The organism is Pseudomonas sp. PICF141, from assembly GCF_002286815.1.
Lineage (GTDB): Bacteria > Pseudomonadota > Gammaproteobacteria > Pseudomonadales > Pseudomonadaceae > Aquipseudomonas.
Genome location: NZ_MUNM01000044.1, coordinates 1 through 26,208, shown reverse-complemented (window position 1 = coordinate 26,208; position 26,208 = coordinate 1). Strand labels below are relative to the sequence as shown.

The following is a 26,208-nucleotide window of genomic DNA, read 5'->3' as shown; positions in this document are numbered from 1 at the left end:
CATGCACGGCGAATCTCCAATCAAACGTCGCGAATCCCGCAAAATCTGGGTCGGTAATGTGCCCGTGGGCGGCGATGCGCCTATCGCTGTGCAGAGCATGACCAACAGCGACACCAATGACGTGGCCGCTACCGTGGCCCAGATCAATCGTCTGGAAGCCGCTGGCGTCGATATCGTGCGGGTTTCCGTGCCGGATATGGATGCCGCCGAAGCCTTCGGCAAGATCAAGCAATTGGTCAAAGTGCCATTGGTGGCCGACATCCATTTCGACTACAAGATCGCTTTGCGCGTCGCCGAACTGGGCGTCGATTGCCTGCGCATCAACCCGGGCAACATCGGTCGTGAAGACCGCGTGCGTGCAGTGGTCGATGCCGCCCGTGATCGCGGGATTCCCATCCGCATCGGCGTCAATGCCGGTTCCCTGGAAAAAGACCTGCAAAAGAAATACGGCGAGCCGACGCCCGCTGCGCTGGTCGAGTCCGCCTTGCGTCACGTCGAACACCTCGAACGCCTGAATTTCCAGGACTTCAAGGTCAGCGTGAAAGCTTCCGACGTGTTCATGGCCGTCGCCGCCTACCGCCTGCTGGCCAAGGAAATCGTTCAGCCGTTGCACTTGGGCATCACTGAAGCCGGTGGTTTGCGTTCAGGCACAGTGAAATCCGCCGTGGGCCTCGGTATGCTGCTCGCCGAAGGGATTGGCGATACTATTCGCATCTCGTTGGCGGCCGACCCGGTCGAGGAAGTGAAAGTCGGCTACGACATTCTCAAATCCCTGCACCTGCGTTCCCGTGGCATCAACTTCATCGCCTGCCCGAGCTGCTCGCGGCAGAACTTCGATGTGGTCAAAACCATGAACGAGCTGGAAGGGCGCCTGGAAGACCTGCTGGTACCGCTGGATGTCGCGGTGATCGGTTGTGTGGTCAACGGGCCGGGCGAAGCCAAGGAAGCCCATATCGGCTTGACCGGCGGCACGCCAAACCTGATTTACATCGACGGCAAGCCGGCGCAGAAACTGACTAATGACAATCTGGTGGATGAGCTTGAACGCTTGATCCGCCAGAAAGCGGCCGAAAAGGTCGAAGCCGACGCAGCGGTAATCGCTCGCGGCTGAGCCTGACTAAAGAGCCGAACGAATTTAAGGATTTATAGTGAGCAAGTCTCTGCAAGCCATTCGTGGCATGAACGACATCCTGCCCGAACAGACTCCCCTGTGGCGTCATTTCGAAGGTACCGTCTCGCGTCTGCTGGATAACTACGGTTACAAGCAGATCCGCATGCCGATTGTCGAGTTCACCGAGCTGTTCAAGCGCTCCATCGGTGAAGTGACCGACATCGTCGAAAAAGAGATGTACACCTTCGAGGATCGCAACGGCGACTCCCTGACCCTGCGCCCTGAAGGCACAGCGGCCTGCGTGCGTGCGGTGCTCGAGCACGGCATTACCGGCGGTGGTCAGGTACAGAAGCTCTGGTACATCGGCCCGATGTTCCGTCACGAACGCCCACAGAAAGGTCGTTATCGCCAGTTCCACCAGATCGGTTGTGAAGTCTTCAACCTCGACGGTCCGGACATCGACGCCGAGCTGATCGTGCTGACTTGGCGCCTGTGGGGCGAGCTGGGTATCCGCGATGCGGTCAAGCTCGAGCTCAATAGCCTGGGCACCAGCGAGTCCCGTGGTCGTTATCGTGATGCACTGGTCGACTACCTGTCCGCTCGCCTGGATCAACTGGACGAAGACAGCCAGCGTCGTCTGAAGACCAACCCGCTGCGGGTTCTGGATACCAAGAATCCCGACACTCAAGCGGCATTGGCCGACGCGCCGAAGATGGCCGATTACCTCGACGAGGAATCCCGCGTGCACTTCGAGGGCCTCAAGGCTCGTCTGGACGCCGCCGGCATTCCTTATGTGATCAACCCGAAACTGGTTCGCGGGCTGGATTACTACAGCAAGACCGTTTTCGAATGGGTCACCGACAAGTTGGGCGCCCAGGGCACCGTATGTGCCGGTGGTCGTTACGACGGTCTGGTGGAGCAGATGGGCGGCAAGCCGACCACGGGCGTTGGTTTCGCCATGGGCATCGAGCGTCTCGTGCTGTTGCTTGAAACCCTGGAGCAGATCCCGGAAGAAATCTCCCGTCAGGTCGATGTCTATCTCTGCGCCTTCGGTGAAGCCGCCGAGCTGGCCGGCCTGGCCCTGAGCGAGCGTGTTCGTGATCAATTGCCCAACCTGCGCCTGCAAGTCAATGCCGGCGCCGGCAGCTTCAAAAGCCAGTTCAAGAAAGCCGACAAGAGCGGTGCGCTGTATGCATTGATCCTCGGTGAGGACGAAATGGCCCAGCAAGTGGTAGGTTTCAAACCCCTGCGTGGCCAGGGCGAACAACAAAGCATTGCCTGGGATGCGCTTGCTGCACACCTGGCCACCTGCATCGTGCAGGGTTGAAGCTGTCAAACAGCCGATTTAGCGATTAAGGAGTATTGGGGTGTCGAGTACCGAAGACGAACATCTGGCGGAGTTTAAGGACTGGTGGACACGCAACGGCAAGCCCCTGGTCACTGGCGGCCTGTTGGCGCTGGTCATCGTGTTCGGCTGGCAGGCCTTTCAGAAGTATCAGAGCAATCAGTCGCAAGGCGCCTCGATTCTCTATCAGCAATTGCTCGAAACCACGCTGACGCCTGATGGCAAGCCTGATGCTGCACGTGTTTCGGATCTGGCTGGCAAGCTCAACAGCGAGTTTGGCGGCACCGCTTATGCACAATACGGCAGCCTGTTCGTGGCCAAAGTAGCAGTCGACAGCGGCAAGCTGGACGACGCAGCCAGCGAACTGAAAGCCATTGTCGCCAAACCGGCCAACCCGGCACTCGGCGAAATTGCCCGTCAGCGCCTGGCGCAAGTGCTGGCCGGCCAGAATAAGGTCGATGAAGCCCTGAAACTGCTCGAAGGCAATGCCGACAAAGCTTTCCTGGCCACTCGCGAAGAGCTCAAAGGCGACCTGCTGGTGCAGTTGGGTCGTACCGACGAAGCGAACGCGGCGTATCAGAAAGCCAAGGCGGCACTGTCGGATGAAGCGGCGGTTGGCGGCCTACAAATCAAGCTGGACGACCTGGCCAAAGGGGATGCGTGACGTGATCCGTTGGAAACATGCAGCATTGCTGGCTCTGGCCATACTGGCCGCGGGTTGCAGCAGCAACAGCAAAAAAGAACTGCCACCGGCCGAGTTGACCGACTTCAAGGAAGAAGTGGTGCTGCAAAAGCAGTGGAGTCGTTCGATCGGTGACGGTCAGGGCGAAACCTACAACATGCTGGTTCCGGCGATCGATGGCGATACCATCTATGCCGCCGACGTCACCGGTGTGGTGATGGCGATGGATCGCAGCAATGGCGACGTCAAGTGGAAGAAAGATCTCGAACTGCCTGTCTCCGGCGCCGTTGGCGTAGGTTACGGTCTGGTCATGATCGGCACGCTCAAGGGTGAAATTGTTGCCCTGGATGCCAGCAGCGGTGAAGAGAAATGGCGCGCTCGCGTGACCAGTGAAGTCCTCGCGCCGCCGGCCACCAACGGTGACGTTGTTGTGGTTCAGACCCAGGATGACCGTCTGATCGGTCTGGATGCCGCGACCGGCAACCAGCGCTGGTTGTATGACAGCACGCCAGCGGTTCTGACCTTGCGTGGTACCAGCGCACCGATCGTCACTAACCGCCTCGCGGTGGCTGGCCTGTCGACTGGTAAAGTGGTTGCTCTGGATGTTTCCAACGGCGTGCCGGTGTGGGAACAGCGTGTAGCGATTCCACAAGGTCGTTCGGAGCTGGAGCGTGTGGTCGATATTGACGGTGGCTTGCTGCTGTCCGGCGGTACGCTGTATGTCGCCAGCTACCAGGGTCGCGTCGCGGCGCTGGACCTGGAAAGCGGTCGTCAGCTCTGGCAGCGTGATGCTTCCAGCTATGCCGGCGTTGCCCAGGGTTTTGGCAGTGTCTACGTGAGCCTGTCTGCGGGCACTGTTGAAGGCGTCGACGAACGTTCCACCACTGCCTTGTGGAGCAACGATTCGCTGGCCCGCCGTCAACTGTCGGCTCCGGAAGTGTTCTCCAGCTATGTTGCAGTCGGTGATATGGAAGGTTACCTGCACCTGCTGAGTCAGGTGGACGGTCGTTTCGTCGGCCGCGAGCGCATCGACAGCGATGGCCTGCGTGCCCGTCCGCTGGTGGTGGGTGACACGATTTATCTGTATGGCAACAGTGGCAAACTGGAAGCCCTGACCATCAAGTAAGAACTATGCTTGGGGTTTAACCCCCAAGCGGCCCCGTTTTGCGGGGCTCGCAGCGCTTACAGGCGCTGCCCCGAGCACCAGCCGCTGCCTCGCAGCGGCTTTTGTATTTTCTGAAATAACGAAGTGGAGAGCCGCATGGTTCCCGTAATCGCCCTGGTGGGCCGACCGAACGTCGGCAAGTCCACCTTGTTCAACCGCCTGACCAGGACTCGCGACGCCATCGTCGGCGACTTGTCCGGTCTGACCCGTGATCGCCAGTACGGTGAGGCCAAGTGGCAAGGGCGTTCCTACATTCTGGTCGACACCGGTGGTATCTCCGGTGACGAGCACGGTATGGACGAAAAAATGGCCGAGCAGTCGCTGCTGGCCATTGAAGAAGCGGATGTCGTTCTATTTCTGGTAGATGCCAAGGCCGGTTTTACCGCGGCCGACCAGATGATCGCCGAGCACTTGCGCAAGCGTAACAAGCGTTCTTACGTGGTTGCCAACAAGGTCGACAACATCGACCCTGAAATGGCCCGCGCCGAATTCGCCCCGTTGGGCATGGGCCACGCGATCCCGATCGCCGGCGCTCATGGTCGTGGCATCACCCAGATGCTGGAAATCGCCCTTAGCGACTTCCCGAAAGACGAAGAAGAATCGGAAGAAAGCGAAGAAGAGATCGTTGCAGAAGGTGAGGAAGCCAAGCGCATTCCTGGCCCAAGCGAAAAAGACGGTATCAAGATCGCCATCATCGGCCGCCCGAACGTTGGCAAGTCGACCCTGGTCAACCGCATGCTCGGTGAAGACCGGGTGATCGTTTATGACCAGCCCGGCACCACCCGCGACAGCATTTACATCCCGTTCGAACGTAACGACGAGAAGTACACGCTGATCGACACCGCCGGTGTGCGCAAGCGCGGCAAGATCCACGAAGAAGTCGAAAAGTTCTCCGTGGTCAAAACCCTGCAAGCGATCAAAGACGCCAACGTGGTGATCTTCGTGATGGATGCCCGTGAAGGCGTCGTCGACCACGACCTCAACCTGCTGGGCTTTGCCCTTGAGGCCGGTCGTGCGCTGGTTATCGCGATCAACAAGTGGGACGGCATGACGCCGAGCGAGCGCGACTTCGTGAAGGTCGAACTGCAACGTCGACTGTTCTTTGTCGACTTCGCCGATATCCACTTCATCTCGGCCCTGCACGGCACTGGCGTAGGCAACCTCTACGCGTCGGTACAGAACTCGTTCAAGTCCGCGGTCACCCGTTGGCCGACCAACCGCCTGACCCAGATTCTGGAAGATGCAGTCGGCGAGCACGCGCCACCGATGGTCAACAACCGTCGGATCAAGCTGCGTTACGCCCACTTGGGCGGTGCCAACCCGCCGATCATCGTGATTCACGGTAACCAGATCGAGAAGGTGCCGAAGTCTTACGTCCGTTATCTGGAAAACACTTATCGTCGTGTCTTGAAGCTGGTCGGTACGCCGATCCGCATCGAGTTCAAGGGGGGTGAGAACCCGTACGAAGGTAACAAGAACTCGCTGACCGACCGCCAGGTCAACAAGAAGCGTCGGATGATGTCGCACCACAAGAAAGCCGATAAAAAGCGCCGGGACAAGCGATAGAAGCAGCGGCGAGCCTCAAGCTGCAAGCCTCAAGTAAAAGCAGAAGGGTCCTTATCGGGACCCTTTTTTGTGTCTGGTGGTTTGACGCTTGACCACTTGCAGCTTGTCGCTTGAAACTTGCAGCTCACCTGCAGGGGCTCACCGATGATCACCAGTAAGCTGCCGAATGTCGGCATCACTATCTTCACTCAGATGTCTCAGCTTGCGGCGCAAACCGGGGCGTTGAACCTGTCCCAGGGTTTCCCCGACTTCGATGCCCCGCAGGCCCTGTGCGATGCAGTTGGTCGGCATATCGCCAATGGCCACAACCAGTATTCGCCGATGACCGGGCTTGCGGCATTGCGTCAGCAGATTGCGGCGAAGATCGCCCGCAGCTACGGCGTCAATGTGGATGTCGACCATGAAGTGACAGTCACTCCCGGCGCAACCCAGGCGATCTTCTGCGCTATTCAAGCCGTTATCCACGGCGGCGACGAAGTGATTGTGTTCGATCCGGCCTATGACAGTTATGAGCCCTCGGTTGAACTGGCCGGTGGTCGTTGCGTTCATGTGCCGTTGGGCCTGAATGATTTCGCCATCGACTTTCAGAAGCTCGGTGAAGCCATTACACCGCGCACGCGGATGATCATCCTCAACACCCCGCATAACCCAAGCGGCGCGCTGATCAGTCGTGCCGAGCTGGATCAGCTGGCGGCGTTGATTCGCGACCGCGACATTTATGTCATCAGTGACGAGGTCTACGAACACCTGGTGTTCGATGGTGTGCCCCATGTCAGCGTGTTGAATCACGAAGAGCTGTATCAGCGTGCTTTCGTGGTCAGCTCCTTCGGCAAGACCTATCACGTCACAGGCTGGAAAACCGGCTACGTGGTCGCGCCGCCGGCCCTCACAGCGGAGCTGCGTAAGGTTCATCAATACGTCAGTTTCTGCGGCGTGACGCCGTTGCAATACGCGTTGGCCGATTACATGGCCGAGCACCCGGAACACGTCGAAACGTTGCCGGGCTTCTATCAGGCCAAGCGCGATCTGTTCTGCGATTTGCTGGCGCCGTCGCGCTTCAGTTTCACCCGCGTGGCCGGTACGTACTTCCAGCTGGTCGATTACTCGCAGATTCGCCCGGACCTTAATGACGTCGAGATGGCGCTGTGGATGACCCGCGAACATGGCGTCGCGAGTATTCCGATTTCGGTGTTCTACCAGACGCCACCCGAAGGCCAGCGCCTGGTGCGCCTGTGCTTTGCCAAACGCGAGGAGACTCTGCGTGAAGCAGGGGAAAAACTATGCGTGATCTGAGTGCTTTGCCCAATCTGAATGTCGCGCTGATCCAGACGACCCTGGCCTGGCATGATCGTGTGGCCAATCTGCAGCATTTCGAGCCTTTGCTGGAACAGGCTCGCGGCGCTGACTTGATCATCCTGCCGGAAATGTTCACCACCGGTTTCTCCATGGAATCGGAAACCCTTGCCGAGCCGGAAAATGGCCCCACCAGTAAATGGCTGCGGGTTCAGGCGGCGAAGCTGGACGCGGTGATCACCGGCAGCATCATCGTCCAGGTGGCTGACGGCAGTCATCGCAATCGTCTGTTATGGGCGCGACCGGACGGGGAGGTGTGGCATTACGACAAACGTCACCTGTTCCGCATGGCGGGCGAGCACAACCATTTCACCCCGGGCGAGCGTCAGGTGCAGTTCGAATTGAAGGGCTGGCGAGTGCGGCCGCTGATTTGCTACGACCTGCGTTTCCCGGTCTGGAGCCGCGACCCTCAAGACACCGACTTGTTGCTGTACACCGCCAATTGGCCGGGCGCCCGGCGCCAGCACTGGAACCGTCTACTGCCGGCACGGGCGATCGAAAACCTCTGCTATGTGGCGGCGGTGAACCGTATCGGTACCGATGGCAAAGGCTTTGCGTATAGCGGTGACAGTCAGGTGCTGGATTTTCAGGGTGAGACGTTGCTCAGTGCTGGCAATGCCGATGGGGTATTCAAGGTCGTTCTGGACGCGGCGGAACTGGAGGCTTATCGCACGCGGTTTCCGGCGAATCTGGATGCAGATACCTTTGAGTTCACGTAACCGATCATTCCCACGCAGAGCGTGGGAACGATCAACAAAAAGGCCCCGAGGTTCTCACCCCGGGGCCTTTTGCATTGCAGCGCAGCCTTACGCCGCTTTCGCTTCCGGCTGGCTCAAGGAGCGATTCAGCGCGCTGAACAGGGCCTTGAAGCTGGCGGTGGTGATGTTCTCGTCGATGCCGACGCCGTGCACCGCACGTTCACCGTTTACGCGCAGTTCAATGTAGGCCGCAGCCTTGGCATTGGTGCCCGCGCCGATGGCATGTTCGTTGTAGTCCATGATTTCCACCGGAATCGGCAGACCGGCCACCAGCGCTTCCAGAGCACCGTTGCCCTTGCCGCGCCAATGCAGGTTGGTTTCGCCCTGGCCTTTGCTGGAGACTTCCACTTCCACGGCGCTGTGACCGTTTTCTTCCTGCAAGCGATGGCTGACCAGCGCATACGGCGTGTTGGCCTGCAAGTACTCGCTGTGCAGCAAGGCGTGGATCTGCTGGGCTGTCATTTCCAGGCCCAGACGATCGGTTTCACGCTGCACGACCTGGCTGAACTCGATCTGCATGCGGCGCGGCAAGTTGATGCCGTATTCCTGTTCCAGCAGGTAAGCGATACCGCCCTTGCCCGACTGGCTGTTGACGCGAATCACCGCTTCGTAGCTGCGGCCGATGTCGGCCGGGTCAATCGGCAGGTACGGCACTTCCCACAGGGCGTCCGGTTGCTGCTGGGCGAAGCCCTTGCGGATCGCATCCTGGTGCGAGCCGGAAAACGCGGTGTGAACCAGGTCGCCGACATACGGGTGACGTGGGTGCACCTGGATCTGGTTGCACTCTTCAACGACTTTGCGCACGCCGTCGATATCGGAGAAGTCCAGCTCAGGGTTTACGCCCTGGGTGTACAGATTCAGGGCCACGGTCACCAGGTCGACGTTACCGGTACGCTCGCCGTTGCCGAACAGGCAACCTTCGACACGGTCGGCACCGGCCATCAGGCCCAGCTCGGTGGCGGCCACGCCAGTGCCACGGTCGTTGTGGGTATGCAGGCTGATGATCACGCTGTCACGACGGTTGATGTGGCGACCGAACCATTCGATCTGGTCGGCATAGATGTTCGGGGTGGCGCATTCAACAGTGGCAGGCAGGTTGAGGATCACTTTGTGCTCAGGCGTCGGGTTCCACACCTCGATCACCGCGTCGCAGACTTCCTTGGCGAATTCCAGTTCGGTGGCGCTGAAGGTTTCTGGCGAGTACTCGAAAGTCCACTGGGTTTCCGGCTGCTGGGCGGCATATTTGACGAACAGCTTGGCGGCGTTTACGGCGATGGCCTTGATCCCGTCCTTGTCCTGATTGAAGACAATGCGGCGGAAGGAAGGGGAGGTCGCGTTGTACAGGTGAACGATGGCTTTCTTGGCACCGCGCAGGGATTCGAAGGTGCGCGCGATCAAGTCTTCACGACCCTGGGTCAGCACCTGGATGGTGGTGTCGTCCGGGATGTGGCCGTCTTCGATCAGCGTACGCACGAAGTCGAAGTCGGTTTGCGAAGCGGCCGGGAACGAGGCTTCGATTTCTTTCACGCCGACTTGCACCAGGGTTTTCCAGAAACGCAGCTTCTTGACCGCGTCCATCGGCTCGATCAACGACTGGTTGCCGTCACGAAGGTCCGAGCTGCACCAGATCGGCGCGGCGGTGATGGTCTTCGATGGCCAGGTGCGGTCCGGGATATCGATGGTCGGGAACGCGCGGTATTTCGAAGACGGGTCTTTGAGCATGCTCATCGGGGAATCCTTATTGTGTGGGCCGAAAAAAGGCGGCCTGCCGGTGGATCAAAAAATTGGGATAAAGCGTAAGACGAGGCACCGCGATTCAACCTGGCAGTCGTGCGCTGACAAGGCACAGACTGCGGTGCTGGCGAAGCTGAATGAGGGTGTGAGAGGTTTTCATGCCTTCAACCCTAACCGCGGGGGGAAAGGATGGCAAGCAGTCGAAAAAAATTGAGAGGAATACTCGAAAAGCGCAGGTTTGCGCGATTTTATTGTGTTTTATTCGACCGATCGTTGTGATTTTTGCGTGGGGTTTGATAGGTGCGCAATTGCGCCGGTCGAGATATTTCAGTGTCTGGGAGTACGTCATCGCTAGCAGGCTAGCTCCCACAGGGGCGTTGTGTTGTGAACACGGTCCAATGTGGGAGCCAGCCTGCTGGCGATGAGGCCATTGGCCTCACAATACTTCAGGGCTGAAACGCGCCAATGAAAATCGCCGGATCCACCCGGGCATCATTCAGGCTGACGTTCCAGTGCATATGCGGGCCGGTCGCCCGGCCAGTCGCACCGACCTTGCCAACCACTCCACCGCGCGCCAGTTGCTGGCCGACCTTCACATCGATCTTCGACATGTGACAGAACATGCTGATGAAGCCCTGGCCGTGGTCGACGAATACCGTATTGCCATTGAAAAAGTAATTGCCGATCAAAATCACCTTGCCGGCGGCCGGGGTCTTGATCGGCGTGCCAGCGCCCACCGCGAAATCCAGGCCTGAATGGGGATTGCGCTCTTCACCGTTAAAGAAGCGGCGCACACCGAACTTGCTCGACAGCGGCCCATTGACCGGTTTATCGAGCAGCAGATTGCTCGGAGTGTTTGGACTGAAGGTGCGATAGGCGGCAATCTGCTCGGCCAGTTCACGCTCGATGCGCTTGAGATTCTCCGGGTCCGGATTGACCTGCTGGGTATTTTTCAGGGTGATGCGCTGTTCCGGGTATTTCTTGCTGCCGACAGTGAAACTCAGGTTGCGTGCGCCGCTGCTGATCGATTGGGCTCCCGGCTTGACCGTCAACGGCACGCCGACAATGGCCAGCCAGTTGTTCTGTTCCTTGACCACCAGCACCGGTTTGCCCTGATACATGGCCTTCGGTGCTTGTGCCGAAGTACCCAGGTCCACGACGGCTACACCGCCCGGCACCGGTTTGTTCAACAGGCGGGTGATGTAGCTGTCGGCATGGGCATTGAAGGTCAGGCACAGCAACAGCAAGGGAGCAAAAAAACGCGGCATGGATCAATCCAGTAAAGAAAGGGTGACAGGCGTCAGGTGATTGTCTTCGACGCGTACTTGCAGCTCGCCTTCACCCAGTTTGGCTTTCAGGCGCTGACCGGTATGGGTCTGGGCGGCGTTGCGAATCGCATTGCCGCGCTCGTCCAGCAGAATGCTGTAGCCACGGGCGAGGGTCGCCAACGGGCTGACCACGTGCAACGTCTGCATCTGGCTTTGCAGTTGCAGGCGGCGGGATTTCAGCCCTTCGCGCATGGCCCGGGGCAGTCGTTCGGCGAGGCTGTCGAGGCGCTGGCGAAGCATCGCCAATTGACGCCCCGGATGTTGACCGGCGAGGCGTGTTTCCAGGCGGATCAAGCGTTCGCGACGGGTATTGAGGCTGCGTTCGAACGCGCGACGCAGGCGCATGTCCAGATCATCCAGGCGCTGTGCTTGCTGACGCAGTCGTTCACCGGGATGGCGCAGGCGCCGGGTCATGCCTTCCAGACGCATACGATCGCGCATCAAGCGATCGCGGATGCGCATCACCAGGCGCCGATGCAGGCTTTCGATGCGTCGAACCAGATCACTGGAATCCGGCGCCAGCAGCTCGGCTGCGGCGGAGGGGGTAGGGGCGCGGACATCGGCGACAAAGTCACTGATCGACACGTCAGTTTCGTGGCCGACGGCGCTGACAATCGGCGTCACGCAGGCATCCACCGCGCGGGCCACGGCTTCTTCGTTGAAACACCAGAGGTCTTCCAGCGAACCTCCGCCTCGGGCCAGGATCAACGCGTCGAAACCACGGGCGTCCGCCAGTTTCAGTGCACGCACAATCTGCGCAGTGGCTTCGCGGCCTTGCACGGCGGTGGGGATCAGCGTCAGTTGGATCTGCGGCGCGCGGCGGCGGAACACACTGATAATGTCGCGGATCACCGCGCCGGTGGGCGAGCTGATGATGCCAATGCGTTGCGGGTGCGCCGGCAGCGGCACTTTGCGCTCGGCACTGAACAGGCCTTCGGCGCTGAGCTTTTCCTTCAGCGCGTCGAAGGCCAAACGCAGGGCACCGTCACCGGCCGGCTCCACGGTGTCGAGAATCAGTTGATAGTCGCCACGACCTTCAAACAGCGAAACCTTGCCGCGAACCTTGACCGCCAGACCGTCCTTCAGCGCCTGGCGAACCCGTGCGGCATTCTGCCGAAACAGCGCGCAACGCACTTGGGCGCCGCTGTCCTTGAGGGTGAAATACACATGGCCGGACGCCGGGCGAGCGAGGTTGGAGATTTCGCCTTCGACCCAGATGTTGCTGAACACGTCTTCGAGCAACACCCGCGCACGGCCGTTGAGCTGGCTGACAGTCAGGACTTCCCGGTCCAGGCCGAGTCTTGCAAAGGGATCTTTAATCATGGGGCGCATGATAAAGGCAATCTCCTGCGCAATGCACGATCCCCCTGTAGGAGCTGCCGCAGGCTGCGATCTTTTGATCTTGATTTTCGGCGAGGCTGAAATTGCTGAAGATGAAAGGATCGCAGCCTTCGGCAGCTCCTACGCCGATCGGGTGAAGTGTTCGACAAATTGCTGGACCAGCGCCGTGGGGTTTTGCCGGCAGGCGAGGGCGACGGTGCTGTGGCAATCCGTGTCGGCCAGGGGCAGAAAGTGGATATCCGACGGTGCGATGTCCTGCATCGATTCCGGTAACAGTGCGATGCCGAACCCGGCCTGGATCAATTGCAGTTGCGTGGTTTTGCGTGACACCACTCGAGCCGCCTGAGGAAAGAATCCTTGGCGCATGCACAACTCGGCAGACAGATAGCTCAAACCGCCACGCTGTGGATGAGGGATGGAAATAAACGCCTCATTCTTCAACTGCGCCAGATCGATGCCTCGGGCGGACTTATCCACAGCCAGCCGATGATTCGGCGGCACCGCCAGCAACAGACGCTCGCGGTACAGCGGAACAATCTGCACGCCTTCACGCTGGCGCAACACCGGCAGGCGCAACATACCGACATCGAGACGACCTTCGGCCAGCTCTTCCAGTTGCGCCTCGGAGGACAGCTTGACGATGTCCATCGACACACCGGCGTGCCGATCCAGATAGTCACTGATGCCTCGCAGCAGCCGACCGCTCATGGGCACCGTGCTGGAGTGACTCAGACGCAACACGCCGAGTTGACCGCTGCCCACCTGGGTGGCCATCTCGCTAGCCTTGCTCAGTTCATTCAGCAGGTTTCTCGCCCGTGGCAAAAAGGCTTCACCCGCCGCCGTCAAACGGGGCTGGCGCGCGGTGCGTTCGAACAGCGGCGTTTGCAGTCGGGTTTCCATGTCTTTGATCTGCCGGCTCAAGGCCGATTGCGCAATAAACAGTCGTTCGGCTGCCGCGCTGAAGCTGCCGCTCTCGGCGATTTCCACGAAGTAACGCAATTGGCGAGTTGAAAGCACCAGGTATGCCTTTTCGAGATGGGTGGTCGACGTTGAAGATATTAGTCGCAACGCTCGGCGCTGGCTAAAGTCATCGCGGGAATAAATAGGAAGCGGTGTCGATGAATGTGCTGGAGTTGTTAAACCAATGGCCGTGGGTTGCGATGGATTGGCTGGTGATTGGGCTGGGCGTTGCGCTGGCCTACATCGTGTTCGGCATTGCTGGTTTTGGTACCGCGCTGGTGGCAGGGCCGATTCTGATCCTGTTCATGCCGCTGTCGAAAATTGTGCCGCTGCTGGTGTTGCTGGATTTCGTCGCCGCATTCGGCAATCTGCTGCCCTCGCGGCGGGATGTGGCGCGGCCCGAATTACTGCGACTGCTGCCGTGCATGGCGGTGGGCTGCACGTTGGGGGTGATTTTTCTGCTGAACCTGAAGTCCGATGTTTTGCTGCTGCTGATGGGGTTGTTTATCAGCACTTATGCAATTTACAGCTTGTGGATTAAAACCCGTCCGGCGCAATTGTCCGCCGGGTGGGCAATGCCGATGGGCACGGTGGGCGGGATGTTCGGGGCGCTGTTTGGCAGTGGCGGCTTCTTATATGCAATCTATCTGAACAGTCGGCTGCCCAAGGACGCGGCCCGGGCGACTCAGAGTGCGCTGATCAGTTGCAGCACCGTGGTGCGTTTGAGCCTGTTTGCCATCGCCGGTGTGTATGCCGAGCTACCCTTGTTGGTATTGGCGCTGTGTTTGTTGCCGGCGATGGCGCTGGGCTTGTGGATCGGCCGGCGGTTGACCATGAAATTGTCCCGCGAGACATTCGTGCGGCTGGTGACCTGGCTGGTGCTGGCCAGCGGGATTGCCTTGATCGGGCGCTACTTGAGTACTTGACCGGATTTCGTCAGGGATTAAGCTGCCGGCCGCCTTGGCGTTATCGCGGGCAAGCCTCGCTCCTACAAGGGATTGGTGTTGTTCCATAAATTTCCCTGTAGGAGCGAGGCTTGCCCGCGAAGGCGTCATCCGACACACCGCAGAAATATCCATTTGACGCAGTAGGCTTGCACCATGAACTCGCAAAGCATCATCGTCCCGAAAATCTCCACCCTGCCGGTGCATGAACCCCGGGCCCGGGCGGTCGTGCGTTGGCTGGTGCGCAAGAACATCATTAAAGAAGAACTGACCACCTGTGGCCGCACCGGCAATCGCATGGCCCACGCCATCGCCGACGGTGCCCGCGCGGTAGTTTTGCACCCTGACGCGCTGCCGTTCGGCGAGCCGGTCAATGGCCTGGAAATCATCACCAAGCGCTGCATCTACACACCGGCCAAGGGGTTTCTCGAAGAAGCCGGCTGCGCCGAGTGCCGCAAGGAGATCGGCGAAGCATTGTTCGAAAGCCTGGAAGACTGGATGCCGGGGCGTACCGATAATTTCACGTGCCCTGAGTGCGGGCATGAAGATGACATCAACGGCTTTCTGTTCTTGCAGGAATGCGGTTTTTCCAACCTGGGTTTCATCTTCAACAACTGGCTCGAGGCCGGGTTCACGCAGAGCTTCATCGACGAATTCGCCGATTGGCTGGATCAACCTGTGAGCTGGGTCAAAGTCGAACTTTAAACCTGAGCTGGTCCCGTACTGTAGTAGCGAGGCTTGCCCGCGAAGGTATCGCTGCGGTACATCAGATGCACCGAGTCGATGCCTTCGCGGGCAAGCCTCGCTACTACGGGATTCGTGTGCCAAAACCTCCGTCGATCACCGCGTCGATAATAGACAGAGTTTTACATTGAACCCGAGGGGGTGTCTGACTATAATGGCGCGCTTCCATTTTCCCGCTCGGGAGCCCCCGCGATGCTGCGTATCAGCCAAGAAGCTCTGACCTTCGACGACATTCTTTTAGTGCCCGGTTATTCCGAGGTTCTTCCTAACGAAGTCAGTCTCAAGACCCGCCTTACCCGTGGCATCGAGCTGAATATTCCACTGGTTTCTGCTGCCATGGACACCGTTACTGAAGCCCGCTTGGCAATTGCCATGGCTCAGGAAGGTGGCATCGGCATCATTCACAAGAACATGACCATCGAGCAGCAAGCTGCCGAAGTGCGTAAGGTCAAGCGGTACGAGGCCGGCGTGGTCAAGGACCCGATCACCATCGAGGCTGACGCCACGGTTCGTGAACTGTTCGAACTCACCCGCCTGCATAACATCTCCGGCGTACCGGTACTGCACGATGGCGACCTGGTCGGCATCGTCACTTCCCGTGACGTGCGTTTCGAAAACCGTATGGATGCCGCCGTCCGTGAAGTGATGACGCCTAAAGAGCGTCTGGTCACGGTCAAGGAAGGCGCCAACAAGAACGACGTGCGCGAACTGCTGCACAAGCACCGTATCGAACGCGTGCTGATCGTCGATGACAAATTCGCCCTCAAAGGCATGATGACCGTCAACGACATCGAAAAAGCCAAGGCCTATCCGCTGGCGAGCAAGGACGATCAAGGTCGTCTGCGCGTTGGCGCTGCGGTCGGCACCGGTAAAGACACCGGTGACCGCGTAGCTGCCCTGGTCCACGCTGGCGTTGATGTGGTAGTGGTCGACACTGCTCACGGTCACTCCAAAGGCGTGATCGACCGCGTTCGCTGGGTCAAACAGAACTTCCCTGAAGTGCAGGTCATCGGCGGCAACATCGCCACCGGCGCTGCCGCCAAGGCCCTGGCCGAAGCTGGCGCTGACGCAGTCAAGGTCGGTATCGGCCCTGGCTCGATCTGCACCACCCGTATCGTCGCCGGCGTCGGCGTCCCGCAAATCAGTGCCATCGCCAACGTCGCCGCAGCCCTCGAAGGCACCGGCGTTCCGTTGATCGCCGACGGCGGCATCCGTTTCTCCGGTGACCTGTCCAAGGCCATCGTTGCCGGTGCTTCCTGCGTGATGATGGGCTCCATGTTTGCCGGTACCGAAGAAGCGCCAGGCGAGATCGAACTGTTCCAGGGCCGTTCTTACAAGGCTTACCGTGGCATGGGTTCGCTGGGCGCCATGTCCCAGGCTCAAGGTTCCTCCGACCGTTACTTCCAGGACTCCTCGGCCGGCGCCGAGAAACTGGTTCCGGAAGGCATCGAAGGGCGTGTTCCGTACAAGGGCACCCTGAGCGCCATCATCCATCAACTGATGGGCGGCCTGCGTTCCTCGATGGGTTACACCGGCAGTGCCGACATCGAAGAAATGCGTACCAAGCCTGAGTTCGTGCGGATCACCGGCGCTGGCATGGCCGAGTCCCACGTTCACGACGTACAGATCACCAAAGAAGCGCCAAACTATCGGGTCGGCTGACGCCGACAGCTATAAGCCACAAGCTAAGAGCTGCAAGCGGTACTGCGATTACGCAGCTACCGCGCAGCTTCCGACTACTTGCAGCTTGCAGCTTGAAGCTAGCAACTGCTTTTTGAGTTCTTTCCCATGTCCCTCGACATTCACGCTCACCGCATCCTGATCCTCGACTTCGGTTCCCAGTACACCCAGCTGATTGCCCGCCGTGTGCGTGAAATCGGCGTGTACTGCGAACTGCATCCGTTCGACATGGACGACGAGGCGATTCGCGAATTCGCTCCAAAAGGCGTCATTCTCGCCGGCGGCCCCGAGTCCGTGCACGAAGCCGACAGCCCGCGCTGCCCGCAAGCGGTGTTTGACCTGGGCGTTCCGGTCTTCGGTATTTGCTACGGCATGCAAACCATGGCTGAACAGCTGGGGGGCAAGGTCGAAGGTTCCGATCTGCGCGAATTCGGTTACGCCCGCGTTGATGTGGTCGGCAAGAGCCGCCTGCTCGATGGCATCGAAGACCATATCGACGCCGATGGCCTGTTCGGCCTCGACGTATGGATGAGCCACGGTGACAAGGTCACCAAACTGCCGGAAGACTTCCACATCCTGGCCAGCACCCCGAGCTGCCCGATTGCCGGCATGTTCAGTGACGAGCGCCGCTATTACGGCGTGCAGTTCCACCCGGAAGTGACCCACACCAAGCAGGGCGGTCGCATTCTCTCGCGCTTCATCCTCGACATCTGCGGCTGCGAAGCCCTGTGGACCCCTTCGAAGATTGCTGAAGACGCCATCGCCCAGGTCCGCGCCCAGGTTGGCACCGACAACGTGTTGCTCGGCCTGTCCGGCGGCGTTGACTCCTCGGTGGTTGCCGCGTTGCTGCACAAGGCTATCGGCGACCAGTTGACTTGCGTCTTCGTCGACAACGGCCTGCTGCGCCTGCACGAAGGCGAGCAAGTGATGGCCATGTTCGCCGAGAACATGGGCGTCAAGGTGATCCGCGCCAACGCCGAGGACCAGTTCCTCGACAATCTGGCAGGCGAAAGCGACCCAGAGAAGAAGCGCAAGATCATCGGCCGTACCTTCATCGACGTGTTCGATGCGCAATCCAGCAAACTGGATAACATCAAGTACCTCGCCCAAGGCACCATTTACCCGGACGTGATCGAGTCGGCTGGCGCGAAAAGCGGCAAGGCTCACGTGATCAAGTCGCACCACAACGTGGGTGGCCTGCCGGAAGAAATGAACCTCAAGCTGGTTGAACCCCTGCGCGAGCTGTTCAAGGACGAAGTCCGTCGTCTGGGCCTGGAGCTGGGCTTGCCGTACGACATGGTCTACCGTCACCCGTTCCCGGGCCCGGGCCTGGGCGTGCGGATTCTTGGTGAAGTGAAGAAGGAATACGCCGACCTGCTGCGTCGCGCCGACCACATCTTCATTGAAGAACTGCGTAAAGCCGACTGGTACCACAAGGTCAGCCAGGCGTTCGTGGTGTTCCAGCCAGTGAAATCGGTGGGCGTTGTCGGCGATGGCCGTCGTTACGCCTGGGTCGTGGCCCTGCGTGCCGTGGAAACCATCGACTTCATGACCGCGCGTTGGGCACACCTGCCTTACGAACTGCTGGAAACCGTTTCCGGCCGCATCATCAACGAAATCGAAGGCATCTCCCGTGTTACTTACGACGTGTCGAGCAAGCCGCCGGCGACGATTGAGTGGGAGTGATCCCGCACAAGCCTTGATGGCTTGAACGCTGAAGCATGAACAAGCCGCGTGAAATTCGATTTCACGCGGCTTTTTCGTTCCCGGGTTACAGCGGTTTCGACCACCCGGCCAGCTTCAGCCCCATCGCATCCAACCCTTGTAAAAGTGCCTTGATACCGCCATAGCGTTTGCCACTGACCGAAGGCCAGTTAGGGCGTTCGATGTAGTAGCGGCCGCCATCGTTTTGGATCAGGGTGCGGACGATTGAGTTGTTGCGGCTGCGGTGAACCAGAAACGTCATGCCGGGTTGAAGCTTCAAGGTGTACATACCTTGGTGAGATAACAGAGCTTCGATCTCTGTCATGGATTGTGCTATCCAGGGCGTTTCGACTTGCAAGCGTAAGTCACCCCTGACCAGTGCGGTACGATCGAATATATCGTTGCCCATGGGCAGGATTTTCCCCGGATCGACTTCAATACCGTGGGAGGTTCCTTCGGCAACGTCTTCCACACGAATGCCGATGCCTTCTTCCAGTTCGCTGACGCCGGCAACGCCTTCGAAGGTGTTGGAGTGGGAGTTGCCCATCAGCGCCACCCATTTATGCGCGCCGCGAACCGCCTGGTCGGTACGAATGATTGATCTGGCGAAATAGTTCATCATTTTCTGACGCGCCGTTTCGTCGATAAAGCGTTCCTGGTCCGGGACGATGTCCATGCCGTTGAGTCTGTAACTGGCCATGCAGTCAATGGCTTGCACATGAATACCCTGTTTCCCGGCTTCCTTGACCAGGCCGAGGAACGTATCGCGTTCAAGCGGATCGGTCATGTTCCCGGTATCGAGCACTTTCAGGTAACGCTCCAGTTCTTTTGACATGACCCCGGTTTGCCCGAAGGAGTCCAGTGCCGCCTGATGAAAGTCGGTCAGCAAATGTTCCATGTAGAGGGTTTTCACATTTCTGCGGGCCAGCAGTGCCATGTTATCGATCAGCCATTGTTTACTGCCGATTCCGTCATGGCTCTCGCCGATGACCAGACCTCGGGCATGGTCGAAAATCTTTTCGATAATTTCCTCGGCTGTGGCGTTGGGGTTCAATTGAGGAATGGGAGGCCGCTCGGGCAGGTTGAGGTCGGCATAGAAACGTATGGCATCACGATAAAGACGCTTTCTGATGGCTTTGAAGTCTCTATGGGCATCGAAGTCATCAAGGCTGTCGTAGGCATCTCGCAGCGCATCATCGTCTGACCCGGCAGCGCCGTCCTCCAGCTGCGGTTTCAACTGAGGGGGAACGTCATATTCCGAGGCGGGCAGCGGTACCGTCGGTGCGCGGTTGGGCTCCCGTGCCGTGCTCGTGCCGGCAGTGGCGGGCGTCTTGCCACCGCCCTTGAGCCCGTTGCGCGACACTATTTGCCATTTCCCTTCCTCGTTCAGGCGTACCGGAATCGAATCCCTGAAGCTGTGCGGGTTTTCCGGATCGATGATCGCCCAGTGACCTGTGCCATTGAGATCACTCTCATAGCGAACGTAGTAAGCGAGATCGTCCATCATGATGGCGGTTGAAGGGTTGGCATTGACTTGGAAGATACCCTGGAATTTCCCCGGCCCGGCACCAGGTGTTTCGCCTTCGAGCAGTTCATTGGCTTGCCAGTGATCGGGCACCATGGGGCTTTGCCGGGTTTCTGGCAGTGTGGGTGTGAGTTCTTCAATCAGTGACGCTTCACCGGTTACTGCGGCGGCGGGTTTGGGGGCATTCGCTTCCATCAGCTCGGCCATTTCCTTCGCCTCGGCAGCGTTAACTTCGGCGCCGATGTCTTCCAGTGCGCCCGGGCCTTTAATGACAAGCAGATTGAACAGCACATCAATGCCGCTGAGCACTGCGCCGAGGATGCCGGCCTTGCGTTCTTCGGCGGTATTACCGTTAACCGCTTGATCAATGTTCAGGCCCAGGTTGGCGATGCTGGCGCCGATCACCGGCAGTGCGACGGGCCAGCCGACAACCGCCATCGGGCCGAACACTTTCACACCGGCGCTGAGGTAACCGATCCAGAGTTTTTTGCGTAGATCGCCATCGGAGGTCAGCGAAAGTCGGGCTTCAGTGAACATCGCATCTTTGGTCGAGTCGCCTAGCCAATTGAAGGCATCGCCGGTAATGGCCTGGTTTTTTGGGTTGATCAGGTGATGGTCGTACTTGCCCCAGGTGCTGACCAGCCGGTTCATGATATCGCTGATGTTCTCGGCGATATCCTGTCGATCAGCCAGGGAAAAATGCGCCATGAATGTTTGGCGAGCGTCTTCTTTGTTCATCCGCAGCAGCATCCAGTAGTGCATGTCCGTTGCGGTTTCCAGCACCTGGAAGGCATCGGCTTCACCGGGCAGATACACAATTTGCCGGCCCTTGGGGGCGATGAAGCGAAGAATATGGGTGGATGTGTATTGGTCGACATCCAGGGTCCGAACGCTGTCAGAACAGGGATGTCGGGCCTGCAACAACTGCAGGTTGACCGGCCAGGTGATCGGGCCGATGACGGCAGTGGTGATGAACTGGAAATCCTCGTCGCTCAACTGGCGTTTGTCCCGTGCCTCCACGGCTTTGCCGAGGAAGCTGCACTTGGCCAGTGTGCGGAAATCAGTGCCCGAATCATTCCAGAAGGCGGTCAGTCGGTCGGTGTACAGCGAACAGAAATCAATGCTCCAGAAATCCTTCAGTACCTCGTTGCCATGCAGGCGTACTTCATTGGTTTCATCGAACGTGCCGGCGTTCGGGCCGGCAGTGTAGAAGCCTGCATACACGTCGAGCAGATCGGCGTTGTCCTGGTCGGCAACCCGGAAACGGTGGATCACCAGTTGTGTCAGGGTCATGGAAGATGTCGGCGTGGCCTTGGCATGCTCCCAACCGGTGAAGGCTTTCGAACTGCTTTGGGAGGCGTCAAAGCGATGGAAGTACACCCGATCCGGATCGAGATCGGTGATGCCATATTTCTTCAGCAGATCACGGGCGACCTCGTGAGCCGTGTCTTGCAGACTGGGGCAGGTCTGGATGATGCGGGTGGCGATCGCCTTGAGCGCGGCCTTGTCGGCGGCATTGGGCAGTGGGCGTATTTCGGTCGGGGTCATGCTCTCTATCCTTGAGAAACGGGCGTCGAGGATGACCCGTTCGCTCAAGGACTGTGCACTACATAGTTATGCCCATTGGGATTCAGTACCGTGTAGCGTCAGCGCCGTGCCACATCCGAAAAGTAGAACTTGTCCAGCGTATGCCGCGACTCGGTGTACTCGAACTGCCGGCCGTCCTGCAAAAACGTCTGATTACTGACCACGATCACATGGCTCTGGCCATCGAGGTCCAGGTGTTGCTGGTCGTCCTTGCTGCGGGGCACCGCTTCAATGGTGCGCTGGGCGTAGGCGATTTGCAGTTGCAGGGTTTGCTCGATGAAGGCGTAGATCGAGTGCTCGGCGATGTCGCGGGACAAGCCGGGAATCACGTCGCTGACGAAATGGTTGATGTCCAGAATCACCCGTTTGCCGTCGATCCGGCGCACGCGTTTGATCCGCGTGATCAGGCTGCCTTGTTCGGCCTTGATGTGTTCGAGCAGTGGACCTTCGAGGGGGATTTGTGTGAACTCGACCACCTCGGTGCTGACGTCGTTGCCCAGTCGCGGGTAGGTTTCCTGGAAACTGACGATGCCGCCGAGCTGAAACTCGATCGGGTTGGTCGACAGCACAAAGGTGCCTTTGCCGTGGATTTTCTGGGCGAAGCCGCGCTCCTGCAATTGCTCGATGGCCTTGCGCACGGTGCCGCGGCTGGCCTGGTAGCTGTCCATCAGTTCGGTTTCGGACGGCAATCGGGCGCCGCGTTCCAGACGTTCGGTCGTGATGCTGGCAAGCAGATCGCTGTAGATCTGGTTGTATTTACTCATGGGGATGGCTCTGTGCCGCGCTGTGCTCAAGGTTTTGAACCTTAAGGGCAGGGTAGGGGTTTGTCCATGCGGGTTTAGGTTTCTTCGACTTTTGAGGTAGGAAATATCGCCGCTTGTCGGGTTCAGGATAAACAAAACCAAACTCGTCTGTACGAGTTGTTGCAATAACTCGTACAGACGAGTACTTTTCGCTTCGGCGTGCTGCCAATAACAAAAAACTACAGCGGAAGAACAAGCATGAGCCACGACTATCCGAACATCGCCTCCGAGCTGCTGCACAGCCTCGGTGGCAGCGATAACCTCGAGCAGGCCGCGCATTGCGTCACACGCTTGCGCCTGGCCCTCAAGGACCCGAGCCTGGTGAACAGCGCCACGCTGAACCAGATCGATCTGGTCAAAGGTTCGTTCTATACCGGTGGCCTGTTCCAGGTAGTCATCGGCCCCGGCGAAGTGGAAAAGGTCTACGCCGAGCTGCGCCGGCAAACCGGTCTCGCCGCCTCGACCATCGCCGACGTCAAACAGAAAAGCGCGGACAAGATCCATCCGATGCAGCGATTGGTGCGGGTGTTTTCCGACGTATTCATGCCGATCCTTCCGGCGCTGATCATTGCCGGCCTGCTGATGGGCATCAACAACCTGATCGGCGCCAAGGGCATGTTCATCGAGGGCAAGACCCTGCTGGACGCCTACCCCAAGCTTGACGGGCTCTGGAGCCTGATCAACCTGATGGCCAACACCTCGTTCGTGTTTCTCCCGGCACTGGTGGGCTGGTCGGCGGCCAAGCGCTTTGGCGGCAGCGAAATCCTCGGCATCGTGCTCGGCCTGATGCTGGTGCACCCGGATCTGCTCAATGCCTGGAACTACGGCAAAGCGGTGGCTGGGCTTGAAGGGCAGAGCCTGCCGTACTTCGACATCCTGGGTATGTTTCAGATCGAGAAGGTCGGTTATCAGGGGCAAATCCTGCCGATCCTGATGGCGGCCTATGTGATGAGCGTCATCGAAAAGTGGCTGCGGGCGCGGGTGCCTAATGCGGTGCAATTGTTGGTGGTGCCGATCACCACCATCGTCGTCACCGGCGTGCTGGCGCTGGCGGTGATTGGCCCGGTGACCCGTCATCTGGGGATTCTCATCACCGAAGGCGTGGTCACCCTGTTCGACCTGGCACCCATGATCGGCGGCGCTATTTTCGGCCTGCTCTACGCACCGCTGGTGATCACCGGCATGCACCACATGTTTCTCGCGGTGGACTTGCAACTGATCTCGACCCAGGGCGGCACCTTCATCTGGCCGATGATTGTCATGTCCAACGTCGCCCAAGGCAGCGCGGCACTGGCGGTGTTCTACATGACCCGCAGTGTGCGGGACAAAAGCATGGCCTCGACGTCGGCGATTTCCGCTTACTTCGGCATCACTGAACCGGCGATGTTCGGGGTCAACCTGCGCTACAAATTTCCGTTTTATGCGGCCCTGATCGGCTCGGCGCTGGGCAGCATTTTCCTGTCGATGAACAAGGTCCAGGCTTCGGCGATCGGCGTTGGCGGGTTGCCCGGTTTCATCTCGATCATTCCGCAATTCATTCCGATGTTCGTGGTCGGGATGGTGATTGCCATGGTCGTGCCGTTTGTTCTGACCTGCGGTTTGAGCATGAGGATTGTCCGGCCCGGGTATCGGGTCGCCTGACAGATCGCATTCGCGGGCAAGCCTCGCTCCTACATTGCAAAACCCTGTAGGCGCGAGGCTTGCCCGCGAAGAGGCCCCAAGGCCAGTACAAAACTTACTGAAGGAATCCCGCCATGCAAGATTGGCAACGTTCGGTGATCTACCAGATCTACCCGAAGAGTTTTCACAGCCACGCCGGCAACCCCACGGGGGATTTGCTCGGCGTCGTGGCCAAGCTCGACTACCTGCACTGGCTGGGTGTCGATTGCCTGTGGATCACGCCGTTCCTGCGTTCGCCCCAGCGCGACAACGGTTACGACATCAGCGATTACTACGCCATCGATCCCAGCTACGGGACCATGGCCGACTGCGAGTTGCTGATCGCCGAGGCCGGCAAGCGCGGGATCAAATTGATGCTCGACATCGTGGTCAACCACACCTCGATCGAACACACCTGGTTCCAGCAGGCCCGCAGCAGCCTCGACAACCCTTACCGCGATTTCTACATCTGGCGTGACCAGCCGAACAATTGGGAATCCAAATTCGGCGGTTCCGCCTGGGAGTACGAGGCCCAGACCGGTCAGTATTACCTGCACCTGTTCGACCACACGCAGGCCGACCTGAACTGGGATAACCCCCAAGTGCGCGCCGAAGTGTTCAAGATGATGCGCTTCTGGCGCGACAAAGGCGTGGGCGGTTTCCGGCTGGACGTGATCAATCTGATTTCCAAACCGGCGGATTTCCCTGAGGACAACAGCGACGGTCGACGCTTCTACACCGATGGCCCAAACGTTCACGATTACTTGCAGCAGATGCACCGCGAAGTGTTCGAAGGCCATGACCTGATCAACGTCGGCGAGATGTCGTCTACCAGCCTGGAACACTGCATTCGTTATTCGCGGCCGGAGTCGAAAGAGCTGTCGATGACTTTCAACTTTCATCACCTGAAAGTTGATTACCCGAACCTGCAGAAGTGGGTCCGCGCCGATTTCGATTTCCTCGCACTCAAGCGCATCCTCTCCGACTGGCAGACCGGCATGCAGGCCGGCGGCGGCTGGAACGCGCTGTTCTGGTGTAACCACGACCAGCCGCGTGTGGTCTCGCGTTTTGGTCACGATGGCGAACATCGGGTGGTGTCGGCGAAGATGCTCGGCACGGCGCTGCATTTTTTGCAGGGCACGCCGTTCGTGTATCAAGGCGAAGAACTGGGCATGACCAATCCGGGCTTCGATCACATCGATCAATACCGCGACGTCGAAACCCTGAACATCTTCCGGCTCAAGCGTGAAGCCGGTAGCAGCGACGCCGATAACATGGCGGCGATCATGCAGAAGTCCAGGGACAACGGTCGTACGCCGATGCACTGGAACGCTGAGCCGAACGCCGGTTTCAGCGCTGCCGAACCCTGGATCGGTGTACCGGCCAACGCGGCGCAGATCAACGTCGCGCAGCAACTCGACGATCCGGATTCCGTGTTGCATCACTACCGTCGTTTGATTGCCCTGCGCCGCAGTGAAACGTTGATGTCCGACGGTGTTTACCGGCAGTTATTGCCTGAGCACACACGAATCTGGGCCTACGTGCGCGAAGGGCATGGCGAGCGTTTGCTGGTACTGAACAACTTCTACGGCACGCCGTGCGAAGTCGAATTGCCGCCAGAGGCGATCAGTGAAGCGATGACGCAACGCCTGGTCATCAGCAACTACCCGGAGAGTCCGCATCGAAGCCGACAGGTCTTTTTGCGGCCTTATGAATCGTTCGTTCTGCACCTGAGCGACCACTAACGCTTAACCAATAAAACACCGTTTAAAAAGCACACGCAGAACACTGCGCGGGGGAGTTTTGCGCGCCGATTTTTGCTGCATCACACAATAAAAATAATGAGGTGGTTTTTGAAAACAACAATAAATCGCAGCCTTGTAGCGGCGGGCATATACCTGGCATTACCGTTATCGGCCCATGCGCTGGAGTTCGCCGGCTATATGCGTAGCGGTGTCGGCACCTCGGTCAACAGCAGCTCCCAGTCGTGCTTTCAATTACCGGGCGCGCAGTCGAAATACCGGTTGGGTAACGAATGCGAACAGTATGCGGAGCTGGAGTTGCGTCAGGATCTGTTCACCCTGGACGACGGCTCGGTGTTCAGTGTCGACGGCATGGCCTCGCTGTATAACCAGTACGACCGCAGCCTGACGTTCAACGGGGATAACGGTTCGGTGCGCATGCCGCAGCTGTATGCGCAATGGTCGAACATGCCCAGC

20 protein-coding genes are annotated in these 26,208 nt (G+C 59.0%); 14 read left to right on the top strand and 6 right to left on the bottom strand.

Features of this window, described 5'->3' with window-relative positions; all coding sequences use genetic code 11:
• The first annotated feature begins 1 nt into the window (after position 1).
• The 7 genes from ispG to BZL43_RS11655 all read left to right on the top strand — a co-directional run bounded on the left by ispG (position 2) and on the right by BZL43_RS11655 (position 7,941).
• Entirely contained in the window at positions 2-1,111 is a 1,110-nt protein-coding gene (ispG, locus tag BZL43_RS11685; RefSeq protein ID WP_008070966.1) for a flavodoxin-dependent (E)-4-hydroxy-3-methylbut-2-enyl-diphosphate synthase, read from the top strand.
• Positions 1,112-1,148: 37 nt separating this feature from the next.
• Positions 1,149-2,438: a histidine--tRNA ligase gene (gene hisS, locus BZL43_RS11680; protein WP_095632451.1), complete on the top strand. Its 1,290-nt coding sequence runs from the start codon at positions 1,149-1,151 to the stop codon at positions 2,436-2,438.
• Between the two features lie 40 nt (positions 2,439-2,478).
• On the top strand, positions 2,479-3,120 hold the full coding sequence (locus BZL43_RS11675; RefSeq protein WP_095632450.1) for a tetratricopeptide repeat protein: 642 nt from the start codon (positions 2,479-2,481) through the stop codon (positions 3,118-3,120).
• Positions 3,113-4,264, top strand: a complete 1,152-nt coding sequence (gene bamB, locus BZL43_RS11670; RefSeq protein WP_032830306.1) for an outer membrane protein assembly factor BamB — start codon at positions 3,113-3,115, stop codon at positions 4,262-4,264. The genes BZL43_RS11675 and bamB overlap by 8 nt, the downstream gene beginning before the upstream one ends.
• 135 nt (positions 4,265-4,399) lie before the next feature.
• The gene (der, locus tag BZL43_RS11665; RefSeq protein WP_095632449.1) at positions 4,400-5,869 is read left to right on the top strand and encodes a ribosome biogenesis GTPase Der; all 1,470 of its coding nucleotides are present in this window, start codon (positions 4,400-4,402) and stop codon (positions 5,867-5,869) included.
• 144 nt (positions 5,870-6,013) lie between these two features.
• On the top strand, positions 6,014-7,162 hold the full coding sequence (locus BZL43_RS11660) for a pyridoxal phosphate-dependent aminotransferase (RefSeq protein ID WP_095632448.1): 1,149 nt from the start codon (positions 6,014-6,016) through the stop codon (positions 7,160-7,162).
• Positions 7,150-7,941, top strand: coding sequence for an amidohydrolase (locus BZL43_RS11655; protein WP_095632447.1), 792 nt, complete (start codon positions 7,150-7,152; stop codon positions 7,939-7,941). The genes BZL43_RS11660 and BZL43_RS11655 overlap by 13 nt, the downstream gene beginning before the upstream one ends.
• 87 nt (positions 7,942-8,028) lie before the next feature.
• On the opposite strand, the gene leuA is transcribed toward BZL43_RS11655, so the two are convergent.
• The 4 genes from leuA to BZL43_RS11625 form a co-directional block, all read right to left on the bottom strand.
• Complete coding sequence (gene leuA / locus BZL43_RS11650; protein ID WP_095632446.1) at positions 8,029-9,708, bottom strand: 2-isopropylmalate synthase; 1,680 nt, start codon at positions 9,706-9,708, stop codon at positions 8,029-8,031.
• A gap of 452 nt (positions 9,709-10,160) precedes the next feature.
• Positions 10,161-10,982 (bottom strand): peptidoglycan DD-metalloendopeptidase family protein, encoded by an 822-nt coding sequence (locus BZL43_RS11635; RefSeq protein WP_095632443.1) that lies wholly within the window; start codon positions 10,980-10,982, stop codon positions 10,161-10,163.
• Positions 10,983-10,985: 3 nt separating this feature from the next.
• On the bottom strand, positions 10,986-12,365 hold the full coding sequence (xseA, locus tag BZL43_RS11630; RefSeq protein ID WP_095632546.1) for an exodeoxyribonuclease VII large subunit: 1,380 nt from the start codon (positions 12,363-12,365) through the stop codon (positions 10,986-10,988).
• A gap of 138 nt (positions 12,366-12,503) precedes the next feature.
• A complete protein-coding gene (locus BZL43_RS11625; protein WP_095632442.1) occupies positions 12,504-13,400 on the bottom strand; it encodes a LysR family transcriptional regulator in 897 nt (298 codons plus the stop codon).
• A gap of 101 nt (positions 13,401-13,501) precedes the next feature.
• Here BZL43_RS11625 and BZL43_RS11620 point away from each other — a divergent pair, with 101 nt between their 5' ends.
• The 4 genes from BZL43_RS11620 (at position 13,502) to guaA (ending at position 18,397) form a co-directional block, all read left to right on the top strand.
• Positions 13,502-14,269: a sulfite exporter TauE/SafE family protein gene (locus tag BZL43_RS11620; RefSeq protein ID WP_095632441.1), complete on the top strand. Its 768-nt coding sequence runs from the start codon at positions 13,502-13,504 to the stop codon at positions 14,267-14,269.
• A gap of 174 nt (positions 14,270-14,443) precedes the next feature.
• Positions 14,444-14,992 (top strand): sugar ABC transporter ATPase, encoded by a 549-nt coding sequence (locus BZL43_RS11615; protein WP_095632440.1) that lies wholly within the window; start codon positions 14,444-14,446, stop codon positions 14,990-14,992.
• A 231-nt stretch (positions 14,993-15,223) separates the two neighbouring features.
• Positions 15,224-16,693: an IMP dehydrogenase gene (gene guaB / locus BZL43_RS11610; protein WP_095632439.1), complete on the top strand. Its 1,470-nt coding sequence runs from the start codon at positions 15,224-15,226 to the stop codon at positions 16,691-16,693.
• Positions 16,694-16,819: 126 nt separating this feature from the next.
• Positions 16,820-18,397, top strand: coding sequence for a glutamine-hydrolyzing GMP synthase (gene guaA, locus BZL43_RS11605; protein WP_095632438.1), 1,578 nt, complete (start codon positions 16,820-16,822; stop codon positions 18,395-18,397).
• An 85-nt stretch (positions 18,398-18,482) separates the two neighbouring features.
• Here the strand turns inward: guaA and BZL43_RS11600 are convergent, their stop codons facing one another.
• Together BZL43_RS11600 and treR are read right to left on the bottom strand one after the other, a co-directional pair.
• The gene (locus tag BZL43_RS11600) at positions 18,483-21,488 is read right to left on the bottom strand and encodes a membrane-targeted effector domain-containing toxin (protein WP_095632437.1); all 3,006 of its coding nucleotides are present in this window, start codon (positions 21,486-21,488) and stop codon (positions 18,483-18,485) included.
• 98 nt (positions 21,489-21,586) lie between these two features.
• Entirely contained in the window at positions 21,587-22,291 is a 705-nt protein-coding gene (gene treR / locus BZL43_RS11595; RefSeq protein WP_095632436.1) for a trehalose operon repressor, read from the bottom strand.
• Positions 22,292-22,528: 237 nt separating this feature from the next.
• Between treR and treP the strand changes: the two genes are divergently transcribed.
• The 3 genes from treP to BZL43_RS11580 form a co-directional block, all read left to right on the top strand.
• Positions 22,529-23,971, top strand: a complete 1,443-nt coding sequence (gene treP / locus BZL43_RS11590) for a PTS system trehalose-specific EIIBC component (RefSeq protein ID WP_095632435.1) — start codon at positions 22,529-22,531, stop codon at positions 23,969-23,971.
• 113 nt (positions 23,972-24,084) lie between these two features.
• Positions 24,085-25,734, top strand: a complete 1,650-nt coding sequence (gene treC, locus BZL43_RS11585; RefSeq protein ID WP_095632434.1) for an alpha,alpha-phosphotrehalase — start codon at positions 24,085-24,087, stop codon at positions 25,732-25,734.
• Between the two features lie 108 nt (positions 25,735-25,842).
• Positions 25,843-26,208 (top strand): carbohydrate porin (locus BZL43_RS11580; RefSeq protein ID WP_143517849.1); only part of this gene is annotated, 366 nt, incomplete at its 3' end.